At 35.0% G+C, this 16041-nt stretch carries 20 protein-coding genes; 15 read left to right on the forward strand and 5 right to left on the reverse strand.

Annotated features, from left to right (window positions below):
- The first annotated feature begins 15 nt into the window (after positions 1–15).
- The 8 genes from BW946_RS06165 (at position 16) to BW946_RS06200 (ending at position 7999) form a co-directional block, all read left to right on the forward strand.
- Positions 16–498, forward strand: coding sequence for an energy transducer TonB (locus BW946_RS06165; RefSeq protein WP_076595330.1), 483 nt, complete (start codon positions 16–18; stop codon positions 496–498).
- 178 nt (positions 499–676) lie between these two features.
- On the forward strand, positions 677–2113 hold the full coding sequence (miaB, locus tag BW946_RS06170; RefSeq protein ID WP_076595331.1) for a tRNA (N6-isopentenyl adenosine(37)-C2)-methylthiotransferase MiaB: 1437 nt from the start codon (positions 677–679) through the stop codon (positions 2111–2113).
- A gap of 10 nt (positions 2114–2123) precedes the next feature.
- Positions 2124–2636, forward strand: coding sequence for a hypothetical protein (locus BW946_RS06175; protein ID WP_076595332.1), 513 nt, complete (start codon positions 2124–2126; stop codon positions 2634–2636).
- Entirely contained in the window at positions 2608–3411 is an 804-nt protein-coding gene (locus tag BW946_RS06180) for a tetratricopeptide repeat protein (protein WP_076595333.1), read from the forward strand. The genes BW946_RS06175 and BW946_RS06180 overlap by 29 nt, the downstream gene beginning before the upstream one ends.
- Before the next feature lie 25 nt (positions 3412–3436).
- Positions 3437–4723, forward strand: coding sequence for a sigma-54 interaction domain-containing protein (locus BW946_RS06185; protein WP_076595334.1), 1287 nt, complete (start codon positions 3437–3439; stop codon positions 4721–4723).
- A 13-nt stretch (positions 4724–4736) separates the two neighbouring features.
- Positions 4737–5441 carry a hypothetical protein gene (locus tag BW946_RS06190; RefSeq protein ID WP_076595335.1) on the forward strand — a complete coding sequence of 235 codons (705 nt, stop codon included), beginning with the start codon at positions 4737–4739 and terminating at the stop codon, positions 5439–5441.
- On the forward strand, positions 5431–5982 hold the full coding sequence (locus BW946_RS06195) for an LptE family protein (RefSeq protein ID WP_076595518.1): 552 nt from the start codon (positions 5431–5433) through the stop codon (positions 5980–5982). The genes BW946_RS06190 and BW946_RS06195 overlap by 11 nt, the downstream gene beginning before the upstream one ends.
- A 1-nt stretch (position 5983) precedes the next feature.
- Positions 5984–7999, forward strand: coding sequence for a prolipoprotein diacylglyceryl transferase (locus BW946_RS06200; protein ID WP_076595336.1), 2016 nt, complete (start codon positions 5984–5986; stop codon positions 7997–7999).
- A 37-nt stretch (positions 8000–8036) separates the two neighbouring features.
- On the opposite strand, the gene BW946_RS06205 is transcribed toward BW946_RS06200, so the two are convergent.
- Positions 8037–8645, reverse strand: a complete 609-nt coding sequence (locus BW946_RS06205) for a DUF4126 domain-containing protein (protein WP_076595337.1) — start codon at positions 8643–8645, stop codon at positions 8037–8039.
- Between the two features lie 56 nt (positions 8646–8701).
- Positions 8702–9061: a helix-turn-helix domain-containing protein gene (locus tag BW946_RS06210; RefSeq protein ID WP_076595338.1), complete on the reverse strand. Its 360-nt coding sequence runs from the start codon at positions 9059–9061 to the stop codon at positions 8702–8704.
- Positions 9062–9271: 210 nt separating this feature from the next.
- Between BW946_RS06210 and BW946_RS06215 the strand changes: the two genes are divergently transcribed.
- From BW946_RS06215 to BW946_RS06225, 3 genes are read left to right on the forward strand one after another with little or no spacing between them, the layout of a single operon-like run.
- On the forward strand, positions 9272–9790 hold the full coding sequence (locus BW946_RS06215; protein ID WP_076595339.1) for a hypothetical protein: 519 nt from the start codon (positions 9272–9274) through the stop codon (positions 9788–9790).
- A 4-nt stretch (positions 9791–9794) separates the two neighbouring features.
- A complete protein-coding gene (locus BW946_RS06220) occupies positions 9795–9956 on the forward strand; it encodes a PLDc N-terminal domain-containing protein (protein ID WP_076595340.1) in 162 nt (53 codons plus the stop codon).
- A gap of 54 nt (positions 9957–10010) precedes the next feature.
- Positions 10011–10709, forward strand: a complete 699-nt coding sequence (locus BW946_RS06225) for a GLPGLI family protein (RefSeq protein WP_076595341.1) — start codon at positions 10011–10013, stop codon at positions 10707–10709.
- A 48-nt stretch (positions 10710–10757) separates the two neighbouring features.
- Here BW946_RS06225 and rnpA read toward each other — a convergent pair whose 3' ends face one another.
- From rnpA to BW946_RS06240, 3 genes are read right to left on the reverse strand one after another with little or no spacing between them, the layout of a single operon-like run.
- Positions 10758–11141 carry a ribonuclease P protein component gene (gene rnpA / locus BW946_RS06230; RefSeq protein ID WP_076595342.1) on the reverse strand — a complete coding sequence of 128 codons (384 nt, stop codon included), beginning with the start codon at positions 11139–11141 and terminating at the stop codon, positions 10758–10760.
- Positions 11141–11872, reverse strand: a complete 732-nt coding sequence (locus BW946_RS06235; RefSeq protein WP_076595343.1) for a tRNA threonylcarbamoyladenosine dehydratase — start codon at positions 11870–11872, stop codon at positions 11141–11143. Before BW946_RS06235 ends, rnpA begins: the two co-directional genes overlap by 1 nt.
- Positions 11865–12491, reverse strand: coding sequence for a TatD family hydrolase (locus tag BW946_RS06240; protein ID WP_076595344.1), 627 nt, complete (start codon positions 12489–12491; stop codon positions 11865–11867). The genes BW946_RS06235 and BW946_RS06240 overlap by 8 nt, the downstream gene beginning before the upstream one ends.
- A gap of 97 nt (positions 12492–12588) precedes the next feature.
- Here BW946_RS06240 and BW946_RS06245 point away from each other — a divergent pair, with 97 nt between their 5' ends.
- From BW946_RS06245 to coaBC, 4 genes are all read left to right on the forward strand, one after another.
- Positions 12589–13218: a TetR/AcrR family transcriptional regulator gene (locus BW946_RS06245; RefSeq protein WP_076595345.1), complete on the forward strand. Its 630-nt coding sequence runs from the start codon at positions 12589–12591 to the stop codon at positions 13216–13218.
- Between the two features lie 103 nt (positions 13219–13321).
- A complete protein-coding gene (locus tag BW946_RS06250) occupies positions 13322–14317 on the forward strand; it encodes an outer membrane protein assembly factor BamD (protein ID WP_076595346.1) in 996 nt (331 codons plus the stop codon).
- A 42-nt stretch (positions 14318–14359) separates the two neighbouring features.
- Complete coding sequence (locus BW946_RS06255; protein WP_002983982.1) at positions 14360–14683, forward strand: DNA-directed RNA polymerase subunit omega; 324 nt, start codon at positions 14360–14362, stop codon at positions 14681–14683.
- 124 nt (positions 14684–14807) lie between these two features.
- Entirely contained in the window at positions 14808–16013 is a 1206-nt protein-coding gene (coaBC, locus tag BW946_RS06260) for a bifunctional phosphopantothenoylcysteine decarboxylase/phosphopantothenate--cysteine ligase CoaBC (protein WP_076595347.1), read from the forward strand.
- Positions 16014–16041: the final 28 nt, after the last annotated feature.

Genomic DNA, 16041 nt, shown 5'->3' on the forward strand with positions numbered 1-16041 from the left:
ATAGGAAACAAAATTATGAGAACAATACTTTTATTTTTGGCTTTGTGTGTGGTGAATTTTTCCTTTGCACAGGATCAGGAAGAACGTGATGATTCTTTTATCAGGGAGAGCAATAAAAATGTTCTGAAAATAGATATCAAAGAACCTTTTATGCAGGTGGCTGTAAAATGTAATGATTTTAAACCCGCAGCCTATGAAGGAGGTGTTGCAGCCTATAAAGGTATACTGAATAAATATATGTATGCCTATCTGAATTCTGATTTCTATGCTTTGACGGGAGATTTTGCATTTACCTTAGTGCTTGATGAAAAAGGAAAAGTAGTTGATGTGAAAGGAATGCCTAAGGTGACCAACAGCGAAGTGTTTTTTGATGATATGCAGTATGTCGTAAGAAGAATAAAGAAAAACTGGACTCCGGCGTCTTGTAACGGGAAGCCAGTAGCCTCACAGATTAAAGTTAAAATTAACTTCTCTTCAATGGCTGTGGATATCGATTAGGATTTATTAGTTTTCTTTTTCAAAATTAAAGTAAAGGGAGGTTCAATGAGAGAATTCCAACACTTTTTCAATTTATGATTTTGTTAAAATAATAGCGCTGACATTCTGTCACAATATTTTGTATCTTTGCAAACTTATTCGTTCGTAATTTAATATTGCGGACCTTAAATCGATTATCGTGCAGGAAAAATATATAGACGAAACAAAACAGGGCGAAGCTTTTGCTATTGCAGAAAGACCGGAGAACTCTAAAAAACTGTTTTTAGAAAGTTATGGCTGTCAGATGAACTTCTCTGACTCTGAAATTGTTGCATCCATTCTCAATGAACAGGGCTATAATACAACGATGAAAGTTGAAGAAGCTGACCTGGTTCTTTTAAATACATGTTCCATCCGTGAAAAAGCCGAACAGACGGTAAGAATGCGTCTTTCTCAATTCAAAAATCTGAAAAAAGAAAAACCGAATATGACGGTAGGCGTTCTGGGATGTATGGCGGAAAGATTGAAAACCAAATTCTTAGAAGAAGAGCAATTGGTAGACCTTGTTGTAGGTCCGGATGCCTATAGAGACTTGCCAAATCTTTTAAAAGAAACTGATGACGGAAGAGATGCTATCAACGTAATTCTTTCCAAAGAAGAGACTTATGCAGATATCAATCCTGTTCGTTTAGGAGGAAACGGGGTTACCGCATTTGTTACCATTACCAGAGGTTGTGATAACATGTGTACATTCTGTGTGGTCCCTTTTACAAGAGGAAGAGAAAGAAGCCGTGATCCACACTCTATTATTGAAGAATGTAGAGATCTTGCCAATAACGGATATAAAGAAATTACCCTTTTAGGACAAAACGTAGACTCTTACCTTTGGTATGGAGGCGGTCCAAAGAAAGATTTTGCCAAAGCTTCTGAAATGCAGAAAGCAACAGCTGTAAACTTTGCTCAATTACTTGATATGGTGGCTAAAGCCGTTCCGGAACTGAGAATCAGATTCTCTACTTCTAACCCTCAGGATATGAGCCTGGATGTATTCAGAATGATGGCAAAACATGACAACATCTGTAAATATGTACACCTTCCTGTACAAAGCGGAAGCAATAATATGCTTGAAGCAATGAACAGGCAGCATACCCGCGAAGAATATCTTGATCTGATCAGAAAAGCGAAGGAAATTGTTCCGGAAGTAGCATTCTCTCAGGATATGATTGTAGGATTCTGTAATGAAACAGAAGAAGACCATCAGGATACCTTAAGCCTGATGAGAGAAGTAGAATATGACTACGGTTATATGTTTGCCTACTCGGAAAGACCGGGAACTCCGGCTCACAAGAAAATGGAAGACAATATTCCGGCTGATGTGAAGCAGAGACGTCTTGCTGAGGTTATTGCCCTTCAGGGAGAGCTTTCAAAACAAAGAATGAAATCTTACGTAGGAAGAGAGCACCAGATTCTGATTGAAGGAATTTCCAAGAAGAACAAAAACCAGTGGAAAGGAAGAAACTCTCAGAATGCCGTATGTGTCTTCGATCAACTGGAAGGACAGAAAATAGGTGACATTGTGAACGTTTTTGTATACGACAATACGCAAGGCACACTTTTAGGGAGAACAGTGAAGTAAAAAAAATCGGATGAAAAATCTTTTGTTTCTTTTATTTTTATTGCCTCTCCTGAGTAACTGCCAAACAGAAAAAGCGTCTGTTTCAAAGTATCCTGCTCAGGTGGGAGATATCCTTTTTGACAAAAGAACTGATGATCCGGATTTTAAAAGATGTATTCCTGAAAATAAATATGCTTATCAATATTATAATGATTCTAAAGGATTTCAGTATAAGGGTGAAAAGCTTGCGATTATTGAAAAACTTGCTAAAACTGATCTGACAGCAGATGGAAAATTCAATGGATATATAGTTGTAAGATTTTTAGTAAATTGTGAAGGAAAGACGGGTTTGTTTAGAGTAAAACAAATTGATTCTGAATATCATGAAGTAAATCAGGACAATCAGTTGAAAGATAAACTTCTTAGTTTTACAAAGTCTTTGGACGCATGGATTCCTAAAGAAATAGAAGGAAAAAAAATAGATTATTATCAATATATTAACTATAAAATAGTAGATGGAAAAGTTTCAGAAATACTACCTTAGTGTTTTATTGGTAATACTTTACAGCAGCCATCTTTCTGCTCAGGTCAATTGTACTGCTGTAGAAGGGGAAAACTGTAAAAAAGCCTGTGAAATATTTAATTATTGGGGAGAATTTCAGGGATTCAGAGAATCTCAGGAAAAATTAGACCAAGCAATTGAGCTTTGTCCTACCTTTTCAAATGCGTATATGGAAAAGGCTGTTCCGTATTTGAAAAGAGGAGATTTCGAAACCTGGAAACAACTTATCGACAAAGCTGTAGAACTAGAGCCCCAAAAACATTTAGGGTACAGAGGTTGGTGCAAATATCAGTTTCTTCGGGATTACAAAGGAGCTATTGCAGACATCGAAGCGTTGGAAAAAATCTATCCTACAGGATATTTAGGATATTCTGCTAACGGTGATTATGAACTTCACATTGCAAAAGCAATTTGCTATTCTGCCTTGGGGCAGAAGGAAAAAGCCATAAGAATTATTGAGCAGCAAATTTCTGCAAAAGACCACAACATTGGATTTTTTGATTATTATCAGCTTGGAGTTACTTATTTTGAGCTAGGAAAATACGACAAAGCACTAGAGAATTTCGAAAAGCAAAGCAGGCAAAACGATTTTGCTGAAAATATATATTATAAAAGTAAAGTTTCAAAAATCAGGAATAAGGATTATTTAGATTTAAAAAAGTTAGCTTTAAAAAGCTATGACGAGGGTAAAACCATGAAAGATGGCTATACTCATCATTTCAATAAAGTTTACAGAGCTCAGATTGAAGAGCTGTAAAAAGTTAAATTTAAAAATCTAAAAAATGAACGAGCTACAAAACATAAAAAACCGTTTCGGAATTATCGGAAACTTTCCTGCACTCAACCGTGCCCTGGAAAAATCTATCCAGGTTGCACCCACAGATATCTCTGTACTTGTAATTGGAGAAAGTGGGGTGGGAAAAGAATTTATTCCTAAAATCATTCATTCAGAATCCAGAAGAAAACATCAGCCTTATATCGTAGTAAACTGCGGAGCAATTCCGGAAGGAACCATAGACTCTGAATTATTCGGGCACGAAAAAGGAGCCTTTACCGGAGCTACCGCTACAAGAAAAGGGTATTTTGAAGTGGCAGACGGCGGAACCATCTTTTTGGATGAGGTAGGAGAACTTCCTCTGCAGACTCAGGTACGTCTTTTAAGAGTGCTGGAAAGCGGTGAATTTATGAAAGTAGGTTCTTCACAGGTGCAGAAAACCAATGTGAGAATTGTGGCAGCTACCAACGTTAATATGATGAAAGCCATCCATGATGGAAGATTCCGTGAGGATTTATTTTACCGTTTGAATACTGTTCAGATTGATATGCCGCCTTTGAGAGAAAGAAAAGGAGATATTCATTTGTTATTCAGGAAGTTTGCTATAGATTTCGCTGAAAAGTACAGGATGCCGGAACTGGAACTGGAGCAGAGTGCTGTTCATTACATAGAAAGTTATTCTTTCCCCGGAAACGTCCGCCAGCTAAGAAATTTAGTAGAGCAGATGACCGTTGTGGAAAGAAACAGAAATATCACCGCTGAGAAACTTGCCGAGTATATTCCGATGGAAACCCATCTTCCAATGGTAGTAAATACTCAAAGCACACCTAAACAGAGTGATTTCGGAAGCGAAAGGGAAATCATGTATAAAATTCTGTTTGATATGAGGAATGATATTAATGATTTAAAATCCTTAACTTCGGAACTTATCAAGAACAGAGGAACAGCAGATCTGAGCAACCATGAGAAAAATCTGATCAACAGAATTTATACTTCTGATAGTCAGCCGCAGGTGAATTCCGGATCAGTGTTATATTTTGAAAATAATAATGATACGCCTGCCGTTCAGACTCCTACAATTATTTCGAACCCTGATGACAGCTATGAAGATATTGAAGATATCGAAATCGAAGAAAACAGACCGGAATCCCTTTCTCTTCAGAATAATGAAAAGGATTTGATTATCAAGGCCTTGGAAAAGCATAAGGGGCGTAGAAACAGAGCAGCAGACGAGCTGGGAATCTCACAAAGAACTTTATACAGAAAAATAAAACAATATAACCTGGAAGATTAACACAACATAAATAATGAAAGTCAATTTAAAACCTAAACCGGTCAATTTTAAGCTCGGAGAATATATTAACAAAGGGGTCGAACTTTTAAAGAAAGATTTCGGGAATATTTTTGTAGCATTTTTAGTGTGCTTTATCATGTCCATTATTCCGTTCTGCGGCTTATTGGCGATGGGCAATTTATACAAATATCTTCAAAGGCTGAACAGAAACCAGCCGGCAAGTCCCGGAGACATCTTTGATTTTAAAGACTTCATGCCTTATTTCATGTTGCAGTTAATTGTTTTCGGTGGTGTTTTACTGCTTTACATTCCTTTATTTGCTGTGCTGGGGATATCGGGTGCAATTTCCGGTAGTGATGAACCCAATCCAATGGTAATGCTTTTTGTATTTCCTTATATGTTTTTATTAATTGCGGCTATATATTACTTTGTATTGAAGGGCTTTTATATCATACCACTCATCAGTCTCAAAGGAATAAGAGAAGTAAAAGAAGCCTGGACTATTTCAAAAATAATGAGCAAAGGAAATCTATTGTCAATTTTTCTTTTCTCATTGGTAGTGGGTATTTTGTCCCAGATTGGTATTATTGCTTGCGGGATAGGAATTTTTCTTACCTTACCATTCTTATACACAGCAAATTATTGTGCTTATGAAGATGCTATTCAACAAATTGAATATGATGAAATTATTGAAATCGGATCTAAAAATGAATTTTAAAATTAACAGTATCAGCCTGAAACAGTCATTTTTAACAGTGATGCTTTTTGCATTGCTGGGAGTTTTAAACTCATGTTACAGCTTTACAGGATCGTCTCTTACAGACGAGAAAACAGTTCAGATCAATGAATTTCCCAATAATGCACCGCTTGTAAACCCTGCATTATCACAACAGTTTTCTACAGCAATACAAAACAGATTCCTTCAGAGAACCACTTTAAAAGGAACCAAAGAAAATCCTGATATTCTCATAGAGGGAGAAATTACTGACTATTCCATTACGCCTACTACAATTAGCTCCAATACCCAGACAAATCCTTCGGGTGGGGTGATTCAGCAGGCACAGAATAAGCTTACGATTACAGTAAAGGTACATTATGAAAATAAAATTCATCCGGATGCAAGTTTTGACAGAACATATTCTGATGAAGCGGCTTTCAACAGTGATGTATCCCTAAGTCAGATCGAAGACCAGCAGGTAAAACTGGTAACAGATAGAATTATTAATAAGATATTTAACGACATTGTAGCGAACTGGTAAGATGAATCCAAGAGTTTTAGAATTAATAAAAAATCCGAAAAATATTCAGTTAGAAGACCTCGGTCTTTTGAAAGAAGAGATTCACACTTTTCCTTATATTCAGAATATCAGGGCACTTCACCTTTATGGGGTACATCTGTACGAAAAAGAAAACTATCAGAAAGAGCTTTCTATCACGGCAGCATATACTACTGATAAAAAGATTTTGTATCAACTGATCAATGGAAAGATCAGACAGGAGGTTAAATCTGAGATTGCTGAAGAGAAAAGACTTTCTAAAACAATTGAAAAACCTGCTCAAGTGATACCAAAGACCCAATCCTTCCCTATCAGGAGAGAAGAGGAAATATCTTTGGAAAAACCATCAGAGGAGGAGAAAAATATTTGTGTGTTACCTACAGCACAAGAAGTTAAGCAAATCTACGTAAATGGTGAACGAAACAGAATTTTATTTGAAGGAGAAGAAAACTTCCTGGATGAAGAAAATGCTGAAATAATAGATCTTGAATCTACCCTGGAATCGGGAACACTGGTAACGCAAAAGGCTGAATCTGTAATGGAAGAGCCGGTTCAGCAGGAAACCGTATCAATACAGATTGAAACTGAGGAGAATGCCGGAGAAGGCTTTACCCCGGAAACCATCATCCACGAAGAGCAGATTTCTTCAGAAAAAGAGGAAGAGAAGATTGAAGAAGAAGAAAATACCAGCTTTCATGAGGTTGACCTATTACAACCTGCGGAAAGCATTGAAACAGAAATAGTAGAAGAACCTATACATACAGAAGCAACGGATTATGAAACTATGCCTGTTTCAGAAGAAGAGCATGCTGTTGAAGAAGTATCTGATGCGGAAGTAAGTTTCCATGGAACAGAATCATTTATGCCGGACGTTAAAATCCAGGCCAATAATGAAGAAATAGCGGAGACCGCTGAAATTTCCCAACCGAATGTAAATAAGCACGAGGAGGAAATGAGACGTCTGATTGAGGAAGTTGAAAAGAAAATGAAGGAAGCCAAGCCTGTTGTTCAGGAAGAAAAGACAGAGCCTGAAGCTTCTGAAGATCATGAGATTAGCTTCGCAGATACCCAAAGCTTCCATTTCTGGTCAACAAGTGAGGATAAGCCTGAAGAAATAAAAGAAGAGTCTGTAAAGGAAGATGTTGTTGAAGATCAACCGCCTGTAACTGAGGAAACTGAACCTGAGACTGCAGAAGAAAAAATACAGGAAATACCGGAAGTGCAGACTGCATGGAAGCCAATGAGCGTGGAATCCAATTTGCCAGATTCACTCATCAGTAAAGCAGAAAAAGCATCTACCCCCGAAATTAAAACTCAGGAAACAGAAGAAGCGGCTGTTGCAGAACCGGAAGTGGCCATTGAAGAACCAAAATCAGGGGAAACAAATGAAATTGTTGCAGAAGCTGCCCAGGAAGAAATTAAGCCGGTAGAGAAAGAAATTTCTGAAGCTGAAGAAGATCATTCTGCCCCGGCTGAATCAGCTCAGGAAGAAAAAACGGAAACAGAAAAGCCAAAAGAAGATGTTCCCGTGATGAATGTTTCTTTCTTTGGAACCGATATTTCTACCCTTAAGGTTGAAGAAAAGAAACAGGAACCTGTAGAAAAAGTACAGGAGGTTACTATGAAAAATACTACTCAATCATCAATAGACAGTAATGTTCCGGGTTTTATCAATACATGGCAGAGCTGGCTTAAGATTGGCAGAACAGAAGAAATCGTAAAGGAAAAAACCGAAATCAAAGAAAAGGCTATTGAAACCTTTATTGAGAACAATCCCAGAATCAGTCAGTTAAAAGAAGAAAGTACCTATGTTGTAAAAGAAAAGAATGACGATATCTCGCATCTTATGACAGAGACATTGGCCAATCTTTATTTTGAACAGAAACTCTATACAAAGGCAATAAAAGCATTTGAAATATTAATCAGAAAGAGTCCTGAAAAGAAAGAATATTTTGAATCCAAAATACAGGATATCAAGGATTTCAGAAGTAAAAATTAAAGAAAAAGGTACTGGTGAAAACAGTACCTTTTTTATTTTATAATCTCTGAGAATTATCTTTACTACTTCTTAATTTTTTCCAGGCCTTTCGTCCAAATATAATTACAACAATTAACGTGATGATGGCAAATATTGCGGCCATTACCGGTGCAGCCATTGCAAGAATAGACATGATACCTGCACCTGCTGTCTCGGTTGTTCCTACTATGGAATTTCCTAAACCTCCGGTAGTCGCAGTAGAAGCGGCCCTTATTCCTGCAAATCCGGAGCTGATAGTGGCTGCTGTACCTCCACCGGCAATTAATGCCAGTGCCCATTGTGGAAACGTGCCAAGTTCAGCAAACTGACTGGCAAATAATATTGAGCCAGCCACTGTTGCCATAGGAATAGAAACGGTATCCAGCAAATGATCGACAAAAGGGATATAGTAAGCAAGGATCTCAATAATAGTGGCTATTCCTGTTGTAATAAGTGTAGGAAGGCCTGCAAGCCATTCAAAATGCTCATTCATAGGAATCCAATCAAAATAAGAAGCAAGGCTTACAACAAACATGGGAAGAAATACCCGGAAGCCTGTAGCTGCCGCCAATCCAATACCTATAAATGCACTGATTATATAAGAAAAATAGGGAACATTGTCTAACATATTAATTTTCAGATTAATGTTTCTTATAAAGCTACAAAAATTAAGAAAACTAAAAGCTATTTTTTTAACATAGCATTTTCTTCTTTTAAGCTTCTTATTAGATCCTTAAGCTCTGATATTCTCTCTTCATATTGTTCAATAAGTTTCTCGGAAAGATACTGGTTAACTATATAGCCAGCATTATTAGAATATTCCCCATTATTATTGTTGATAATGGTCATACCTTCGGGTAATAAATCTGTGAAATTTTTATCATAGATTTTTGCAATTTTATCTAATGTAAAAACATCTGGGAAACTTTTGTCATTTTCAAATCTTCTATACGTAGATTCTGAAATGTCTAGTTTTTCTGCAATTTCTATTGTCGAAAATCCTTTTTCATTTCTTAGACCTCTTAACTTATCTCCTATTTTCATGAAATTTTATCTTTAAACAAAAGTATTTAAAAAAATGCAAAATTATACAAATCATATTTATAAATATATATCAAAAATGGCTGAAGATTTTTCAAAAATGATCAATATTTTGTCATTTTTGAATTCATTATTCTTAAATTTATTTATAAATTTGGAATATTGTTATCGCGAAAACAAAACTATGTTAAATATTAAACTTAAAACAAAATTATGAAAAAATCCTTTTTATCATTTCTATTTATTACTATCTTTAGTCTGTGTTACTCAAAAGACATCAAGGAAGTTGAAAAATCTGATACATTCTTAAAATTTTTAAAAATTAATAAAATAGAGTATTCACAATTAGAAAATAGTAAAAAAAGAACAATTGAATTTTCAAAATTAAACACAACTCTTTATTCTTATAAAATTGATGAGATTACTTCGATATTAATTGCAATTGATAGCAATAATTCAGTAGCATTTTCATTTGTAAATAGTGAAGGCATTAAACTTTATGATATTAATGGAAATATTATTAGTTTAGAAAACAGTCTTGCCGCTACAAATGATGTAGTTACTCCAAGTGCTAAGTGTATAAGAGCAACTGCGCTTAAGATGAAAGAAAGCATAGAAGCGGATGATGTCGCAGGTTCTTTATGTGATTTGTCACCGCAATGTAATGCATATATTTATACAATTGCAGCTGCGTATTGTGCTGCTAACAATAACATACCTCCAAAACTATAAAATTATGATTTTTTTTGCATTTTTATTACTGGTTATTTTTAATTTTATATTTGTTTTGATAAAAATTCAAAACGATAAAAATAGACTATTATGGCATCTGCTTATTTGTTTTTTTCCAGTAATTGGACCTTTGATTTATTTAGCTAATAAGAAAAAAATAGCTTAATTAAATTTGGGCAATTGTAATTTACAATTGCCCAAATTTTGAAAAAATTTAATTATGAATATATATAAAAATTTACAATTAGTTTTTATGCTAATTCCTATGTTGTGTTTATCTCAAAATTTAGAAATTATCTATAAATTAAACTATAAGTTAAAAAAGGAATATTATTACAAATTGGTTATTAATGGTAATAATTCCGATTTTTATATGATTAGAAAAAAACCAGTTGAATTAGATTCTGTAAAAAATGATAATAAACATTTGATAATTAGTAAAAGAGAAGATGTTCTTAAGGTTATCTCAGATGAAAAAGGACTTAAGATTCAAAGTGAAATAAATGCTTTAAAAAAGTGGACTTTAAAAAACGAGTATAAAAAGGAAGAGTCTTTTGATCTTTTTGCTGCTGAAAATAATTATAATGGGTCGTTATGGAAAGGTTGGTATACTAAAAATATCCAAATATCAGATGGTCCATTTATTTTTAAAAGCTTACCTGGATTAGTTTATGAAATATCTGATGATAAAGAAGAATTCAAATTTTCATTAGTTTCTATAAAAAAGATAGATAATAAACTTTACAATTTAGACAATAAAGAAATTAAACATACAAATCTAGAAAAACTTAAAGAATACAAATCTACACAAAAAGATAAAGATAACATATTGATTGATAAAATGTTAGATATTGTTAAGCTAAAAGATTTTGACAAAGGTAGTTTAATTACTTTTGATCCTTTGATTGATTTGCTTTAAAATTTTAGAAATAAATCTGTTTGGAAGAAATTTTAGTAAAATTAGAATTCACTCTTTTTTCTTAGTCTGGTTAGTCTGACAAAGCTTGATAAACTGAGCCTCCACATCCTGAAATTTCGGAGGCATTTCAGAAGAAACCCAAAACAGCATCGCCATAGTTTTTTCTCCAAAGGCTTGCCTGAAAAGATCTTTATTCAGACGATAACACTCTCTCAGTAACCTTTTGATACGATTCCTGTGCACAGCTCTTTTAAAGTATCTTTTAGAAACAGAAACTCCGAATCTTGCAGCTTCTACCGGAAGATTAGGTTTATCTTTCAGAACAATGATCCTCAGATTTCCGTTCGTTCTCCATTTGCCTTTTTCAAAAAGCAAACTGATCTCCGTATTTTTTTTGAGCTTTTCCACTCCTGGATATTTGAAGTTCTGCATTAATCTTTCGTCTTTTTTACTAAATGATTAATCACTTCAGCGGCTGCATACAATCCGAAAATTGCAGGAATAAAGCTGATGGTACCGTAGAATGATCTCTTATAATTGCTTCCGTCCGTCATTTTCAGGCTTTCTTCCTTTTGAATTTCATTAGAGAAAACACATCGTATGCCTTTGTTGATCTTTTCTTTTTTTAATCTTTTTCTCACCTGTCTGGCAAGGAAACAGTTGTGGGTTTTACTGATATCCCTTACCATCACCATGCTTGGGTCTACTTTTCCTCCTGCTCCCATAGAACTTACAATCTTGATTTTTCTTCTTCTGGCAGCTTTCATCAAACAGATTTTCGGGGTCACACTGTCTATACAGTCAAGGATGTAATTAAACTTTTCAGAATCAAGTACTTCGTCCATTCTTTCAGGGTTCAGAAACTCATTGATCCTGGTTAAATTAAGTTGTGGATTGATATCAAGAAGCCTTTCAGCAACAACGTCTACCTTGTGCTTTCCAACAGTAGAATGCAAAGCAGGAAGCTGTCTGTTGATATTCGTAATATCTACCGTGTCACCATCCACAATGGTCATATTTCCTACGCCGGCTCTGGCAAGAAATTCTGCGGCAAAAGAACCTACTCCGCCTAAGCCTACCACAAGCACATTGGCTCTGATCAGTTTTTCCAATCCATCCTCTTTTATCAAAAGTTCAGTTCTTTCCAGCCAGTATTTATCCATTTTTTATTCCGTGTAAATTTTCTAAAATTTGTTCATTAAGTTGCTCCAGAGAAACTTTTTTTATTTCCGAAACTTTACTATACAATTCTTCGATATTAAAGTCTTCATTGTCAGTTTCTAAAAATATTTTGTCTAAAGGAGTGTTTTTCAAAATGTCCTGCAAAGATAAATTATACAAAACAGCTTTTCCAAAACTCAGATAAAAATTATTGGTAAGAAGATCTTCAGCAATTTTCTGTTTCTTGTTAAAACCATGAATGATCATGGGCTGTTCCGCTTTCTTTTTAAATGAAATAACCTCATAAAATTTTCTTACACAATGAATAATCATAGGTTTTTTGACTTCATTGGCTATGTTGATCTGCCTTAAAAAAACTTCTTCCTGAATTTTCTGATCAATAGAAACCAAAGAATCCATACCACATTCACCAATGGCAAAACAGTTTTCAAACACCATGTTTCTCATCCATGAGAACTGCTGTTCGAGATTGTTAACATCAATATCCTGGGGATGAATTCCAATAGAATAAGGAGAATCAGGCGGAATTTGCTCAATGTTCAGATTGTAAATTCCGTTTCTGATATATTTTTTATGATGGTGAAAATCAAAAAATTCCATATTCAAAAGTAAGTATTTTTAAGATTTAATCTAAAATCATTAAACAATCGTTTATAAATGTGTTAAAAATTTCTTAACTTTACTCAAAGTGCACTTCATGAAAAAAAAATTTACAGAAAAACAGATTCACATACTGGACATTGCGGAAGAACTTATCGCAAAAAAAGGATACGAAGGAACCTCTGTGAGAGATATTTGCTCTAAAGCCAATATCAACGTTGCCATGATCTCTTATTACTTCGGTTCCAAGGAGAAGATGATGTCTTACCTCTATCAGTACAGGGTGCTGAAGACCAGAGAGAACTTTTCAGAATTTGCAGATACCATCAAAGAAGGCAAGCCGGAAATGCAATTGCGGGAAATGATTAAATATATCGTTTCTCAGCTTTTCAAGTATAATTATTTCCATGGTTTTGTGACCCAGGAGCTCCGTCATACAGAGAACCTGAAAGATGAACTGCTGGATTTTTATCAGTTATTTGTAAAAAAACTTGATGAAGTCATTAAGAAAGGGGTCGCATCCGGTATTTTTACTTTTACACCCAAACCCGAAGACATTCTTACCATGATTATCGGATCCACTTTATTTGTGATCAGGAATAAAAACTTTTATGAGCTGTATGTTCCGAGTAAAAATGAGGAAACCTACACCAAAGAGGCGGAGAAAAAGGTGAGAATGAATCTTTTATTAAGTGTTTTTGCGATTTTGGGATACGCTGCAGACTAAAATTACGTTAAATATTCATAAAAAAAAATCTATTGGCAAAAAAGTTATATTTTTGCAAATTAGTAAATCGGCTGTATAATCCGAAAACTGTTGAATTTTATATATGAAAAAATATATTTTAGGTCTTTTTGCTGTAGCAGTGGTTACATCTTGCGTAAGCCAGCAGGAAAGAGCAATGAGAAGTGCTGATAAAGAATTTATCTTAAAGGCAGCTAATGAAAATTTTGCCAAGAAAAAGTGGAAAAATGCATTGGCACTTTACGACAGACTTGCCAATCTTGTGGCAGGAACAGATGATTTTCCTAATGTAGGTTTCAACACAGCTTATGCCAACTATTATGACAAAAGTTATAAACTGGCAGGCCACCAATTTAAAAATTTCGCAGTAAGTTTTCCAAAAGACCCCAGAGCAGAAGAAGCAGCATATATGTCTGCCCTATGCTATTATGAAGGTTCTATGGATTATAACCTGGATCAGTCAAGTACAGAATTAGCGATCAATGAGCTTCAGGAATTCCTGAACAATTATCCTAATTCCGAAAGATCTAAAAATATCAGCCAGTTAATTGATGAATTGTCTTATAAGCTTGAATTTAAAGCTTATGAAAACGGAAGACAATACTACAAAATGGGTGAGTATAAAGCAGCAAATGTAGCTTTTGATAATGTTTTGGAAGATTTTCCAAGTACAAAACTTCGTTCAAAAATTTATGACTATATCATGAAATCACGTTATGAACTGGCGATGAAATCTGTATATAATCTAAAAGATGAACGTATTGAGAGTGCACTTACTTACACAAAGCTGGTAGAGAAAGAGCTTCCTAACACAGAATATTCTAAAACTGCAGCAGATCTTAGAGAAAAGCTGGAAAAAGAAAAACAAAACTTCGCAGTTGTTAAAAAACAAACTGAAGCAAGAATGGCAGCTTTAACTGCAAGACAGAAAAAAGAAGCTGAAAAACTGGCAGATAAGAATAAAGCTGACCAGCAGATCAAAGATCAGATCAGCAATGAAAAGAAAGCAATGCAGTTACAGAGGGACAGTGCAGCACTTAAGACCCCTCCTCCTGCAGCGACTTTCAAAATTCAAAGATAATTCGTAAATTTGCCATCTTAAAATAAAAATAATTTTCTCAAAATGAGTGTAAAAGATACAAAAGCAGAAGTAAATACAATTACTTACGATAAAGATAAGATTGAAGATAAAGTAGGTTCAATCTATGAAGCTATTGTTATCATGGGAAAGAGAGCAGAGCAGATCAATGCGGAGATCCGTACGGAACTTCACAACAAATTGGATGAGTTTGCTGTTCACAATTCTACATTAGAAGAAGTTTTCGAAAACAGAGAACAAATTGAGATCTCTAAACATTACGAAAAGCTTCCTAAGCCAACTTCAATTGCTATTGAAGAATGGTTAAATGATGATGTCTATTTCAGAAAAACAGAAGAAAGAAAGTAATCTTCTGTATTTTAATAAATTAAGGTCATAAAGGAATTCACTTCTTTTATGACCTTTTGTTGTTTTAAAACCTGATTGTGTGGGAAAAAATAAGTACTTTAGTGTTTCAAAAAATTAGAACTCAATGAGTGTTTCCGGTAAAAAAATACTTATCGCTGTCTCCGGAGGAATTGCGGCTTATAAAATCCACTTTCTCATCAGGGATTTTGTGAAGAAAGGTGCCGAAGTACAGGTTATTATGACTCCTGATGCAGAAAATTTTGTAACAAAGCTAAGCCTGTCTACATTATCCAGAAAACCGGTGTATTCAGACTTTTACAGTGATAACGGAACATGGAACAGCCATGTGGAAATGGCTCTGTGGGCGGATGTTATGATTGTAGCTCCATGCACAGCCAATACACTGTCTAAAATGGTTCATGGGATGTGTGATAATCTCGTTATAGCAACGTATATGTCCGCGAAATGTCCGGTATTCATTGCACCAGCAATGGACCTTGATATGTACGCACATCCGTCTACAAAAAATAATCTGGAGCTGGCAGAAAGCTTTGGGCATAGTATTATTCCTGCGGAAAGCGGAGAGCTGGCCAGCGGTCTTATCGGGCAGGGAAGAATGGCAGAGCCGGCAACAATTTTTAATGCTGTTGAGCATTATTTTAATTCTGATATCCAATCCCGAAGCCTTGAAGGAAAAACAGTTTTAATCACTGCAGGACCAACCTATGAGGCGATAGATCCTGTACGATTTATTGGAAACCATTCGTCCGGTAAAATGGGGTTTTCTCTGGCAGAAGAAGCTTCAAAACGTGGAGCAAAAGTAATACTGATTTCAGGACCGAGTGTTCAAACCCTCAACAACCCGGATGTTGAACTTCATAAAGTGACTTCAGCCAAAGAAATGCTGGACAAAGTATTTGAATTTTACGATACAATAGACATCGGAATTGCCAGTGCGGCAGTAGCAGATTATGCACCTAAAGAAGTGGCTCAGGAAAAGATCAAGAAAAATGATGAAAATCTGACTATAGAGCTGGTAAAAAATCCGGATATTCTTAAAATAATGGGAGAAAGGAAGACCCATCAGTTTTTGGTAGGATTTGCACTGGAAACACAAAATGAAGAAGAAAATGCCAAAGGAAAACTGGAAAAGAAAAATTTGGATATGATCGTACTCAATTCCTTGCGTGATGAAGGAGCCGGTTTTAAGAATGACACCAATAAAATCAAAATATTTACCAAAACAGAGAAGAAGGAATTTAATTTGAAATCCAAGGATGATGTAGCGAAAGATATTCTCAATTTTGTTGAGACTCAACTTTTAAAATAATTTTAATAAATTTCCGTTCTCAATTTTT

The sequence above is a fragment of the Chryseobacterium sp. RU33C genome (genome assembly GCF_900156015.1).
Classification (GTDB): Bacteria; Bacteroidota; Bacteroidia; order Flavobacteriales; family Weeksellaceae; genus Chryseobacterium; species Chryseobacterium candidae.

Coding starts and splice junctions, on each gene's coding strand:
- BW946_RS06165 (WP_076595330.1), top strand. CDS start 16: ATGAGAACAATACTTTTATTTTTGGCTTTGTGTGTGGTGAATTTTTCC.
- BW946_RS06175 (WP_076595332.1), top strand. CDS start 2,124: ATGAAAAATCTTTTGTTTCTTTTATTTTTATTGCCTCTCCTGAGTAAC.
- BW946_RS06180 (WP_076595333.1), top strand. CDS start 2,608: ATGGAAAAGTTTCAGAAATACTACCTTAGTGTTTTATTGGTAATACTT.
- BW946_RS06185 (WP_076595334.1), top strand. CDS start 3,437: ATGAACGAGCTACAAAACATAAAAAACCGTTTCGGAATTATCGGAAAC.
- BW946_RS06190 (WP_076595335.1), top strand. CDS start 4,737: ATGAAAGTCAATTTAAAACCTAAACCGGTCAATTTTAAGCTCGGAGAA.
- BW946_RS06195 (WP_076595518.1), top strand. CDS start 5,431: ATGAATTTTAAAATTAACAGTATCAGCCTGAAACAGTCATTTTTAACA.
- BW946_RS06200 (WP_076595336.1), top strand. CDS start 5,984: ATGAATCCAAGAGTTTTAGAATTAATAAAAAATCCGAAAAATATTCAG.
- BW946_RS06205 (WP_076595337.1), bottom strand. CDS start 8,645: ATGTTAGACAATGTTCCCTATTTTTCTTATATAATCAGTGCATTTATA.
- BW946_RS06210 (WP_076595338.1), bottom strand. CDS start 9,061: ATGAAAATAGGAGATAAGTTAAGAGGTCTAAGAAATGAAAAAGGATTT.
- BW946_RS06215 (WP_076595339.1), top strand. CDS start 9,272: ATGAAAAAATCCTTTTTATCATTTCTATTTATTACTATCTTTAGTCTG.
- BW946_RS06220 (WP_076595340.1), top strand. CDS start 9,795: ATGATTTTTTTTGCATTTTTATTACTGGTTATTTTTAATTTTATATTT.
- BW946_RS06225 (WP_076595341.1), top strand. CDS start 10,011: ATGAATATATATAAAAATTTACAATTAGTTTTTATGCTAATTCCTATG.
- rnpA (WP_076595342.1), bottom strand. CDS start 11,141: ATGCAGAACTTCAAATATCCAGGAGTGGAAAAGCTCAAAAAAAATACG.
- BW946_RS06235 (WP_076595343.1), bottom strand. CDS start 11,872: ATGGATAAATACTGGCTGGAAAGAACTGAACTTTTGATAAAAGAGGAT.
- BW946_RS06240 (WP_076595344.1), bottom strand. CDS start 12,491: ATGGAATTTTTTGATTTTCACCATCATAAAAAATATATCAGAAACGGA.
- BW946_RS06245 (WP_076595345.1), top strand. CDS start 12,589: ATGAAAAAAAAATTTACAGAAAAACAGATTCACATACTGGACATTGCG.
- BW946_RS06250 (WP_076595346.1), top strand. CDS start 13,322: ATGAAAAAATATATTTTAGGTCTTTTTGCTGTAGCAGTGGTTACATCT.
- BW946_RS06255 (WP_002983982.1), top strand. CDS start 14,360: ATGAGTGTAAAAGATACAAAAGCAGAAGTAAATACAATTACTTACGAT.
- coaBC (WP_076595347.1), top strand. CDS start 14,808: ATGAGTGTTTCCGGTAAAAAAATACTTATCGCTGTCTCCGGAGGAATT.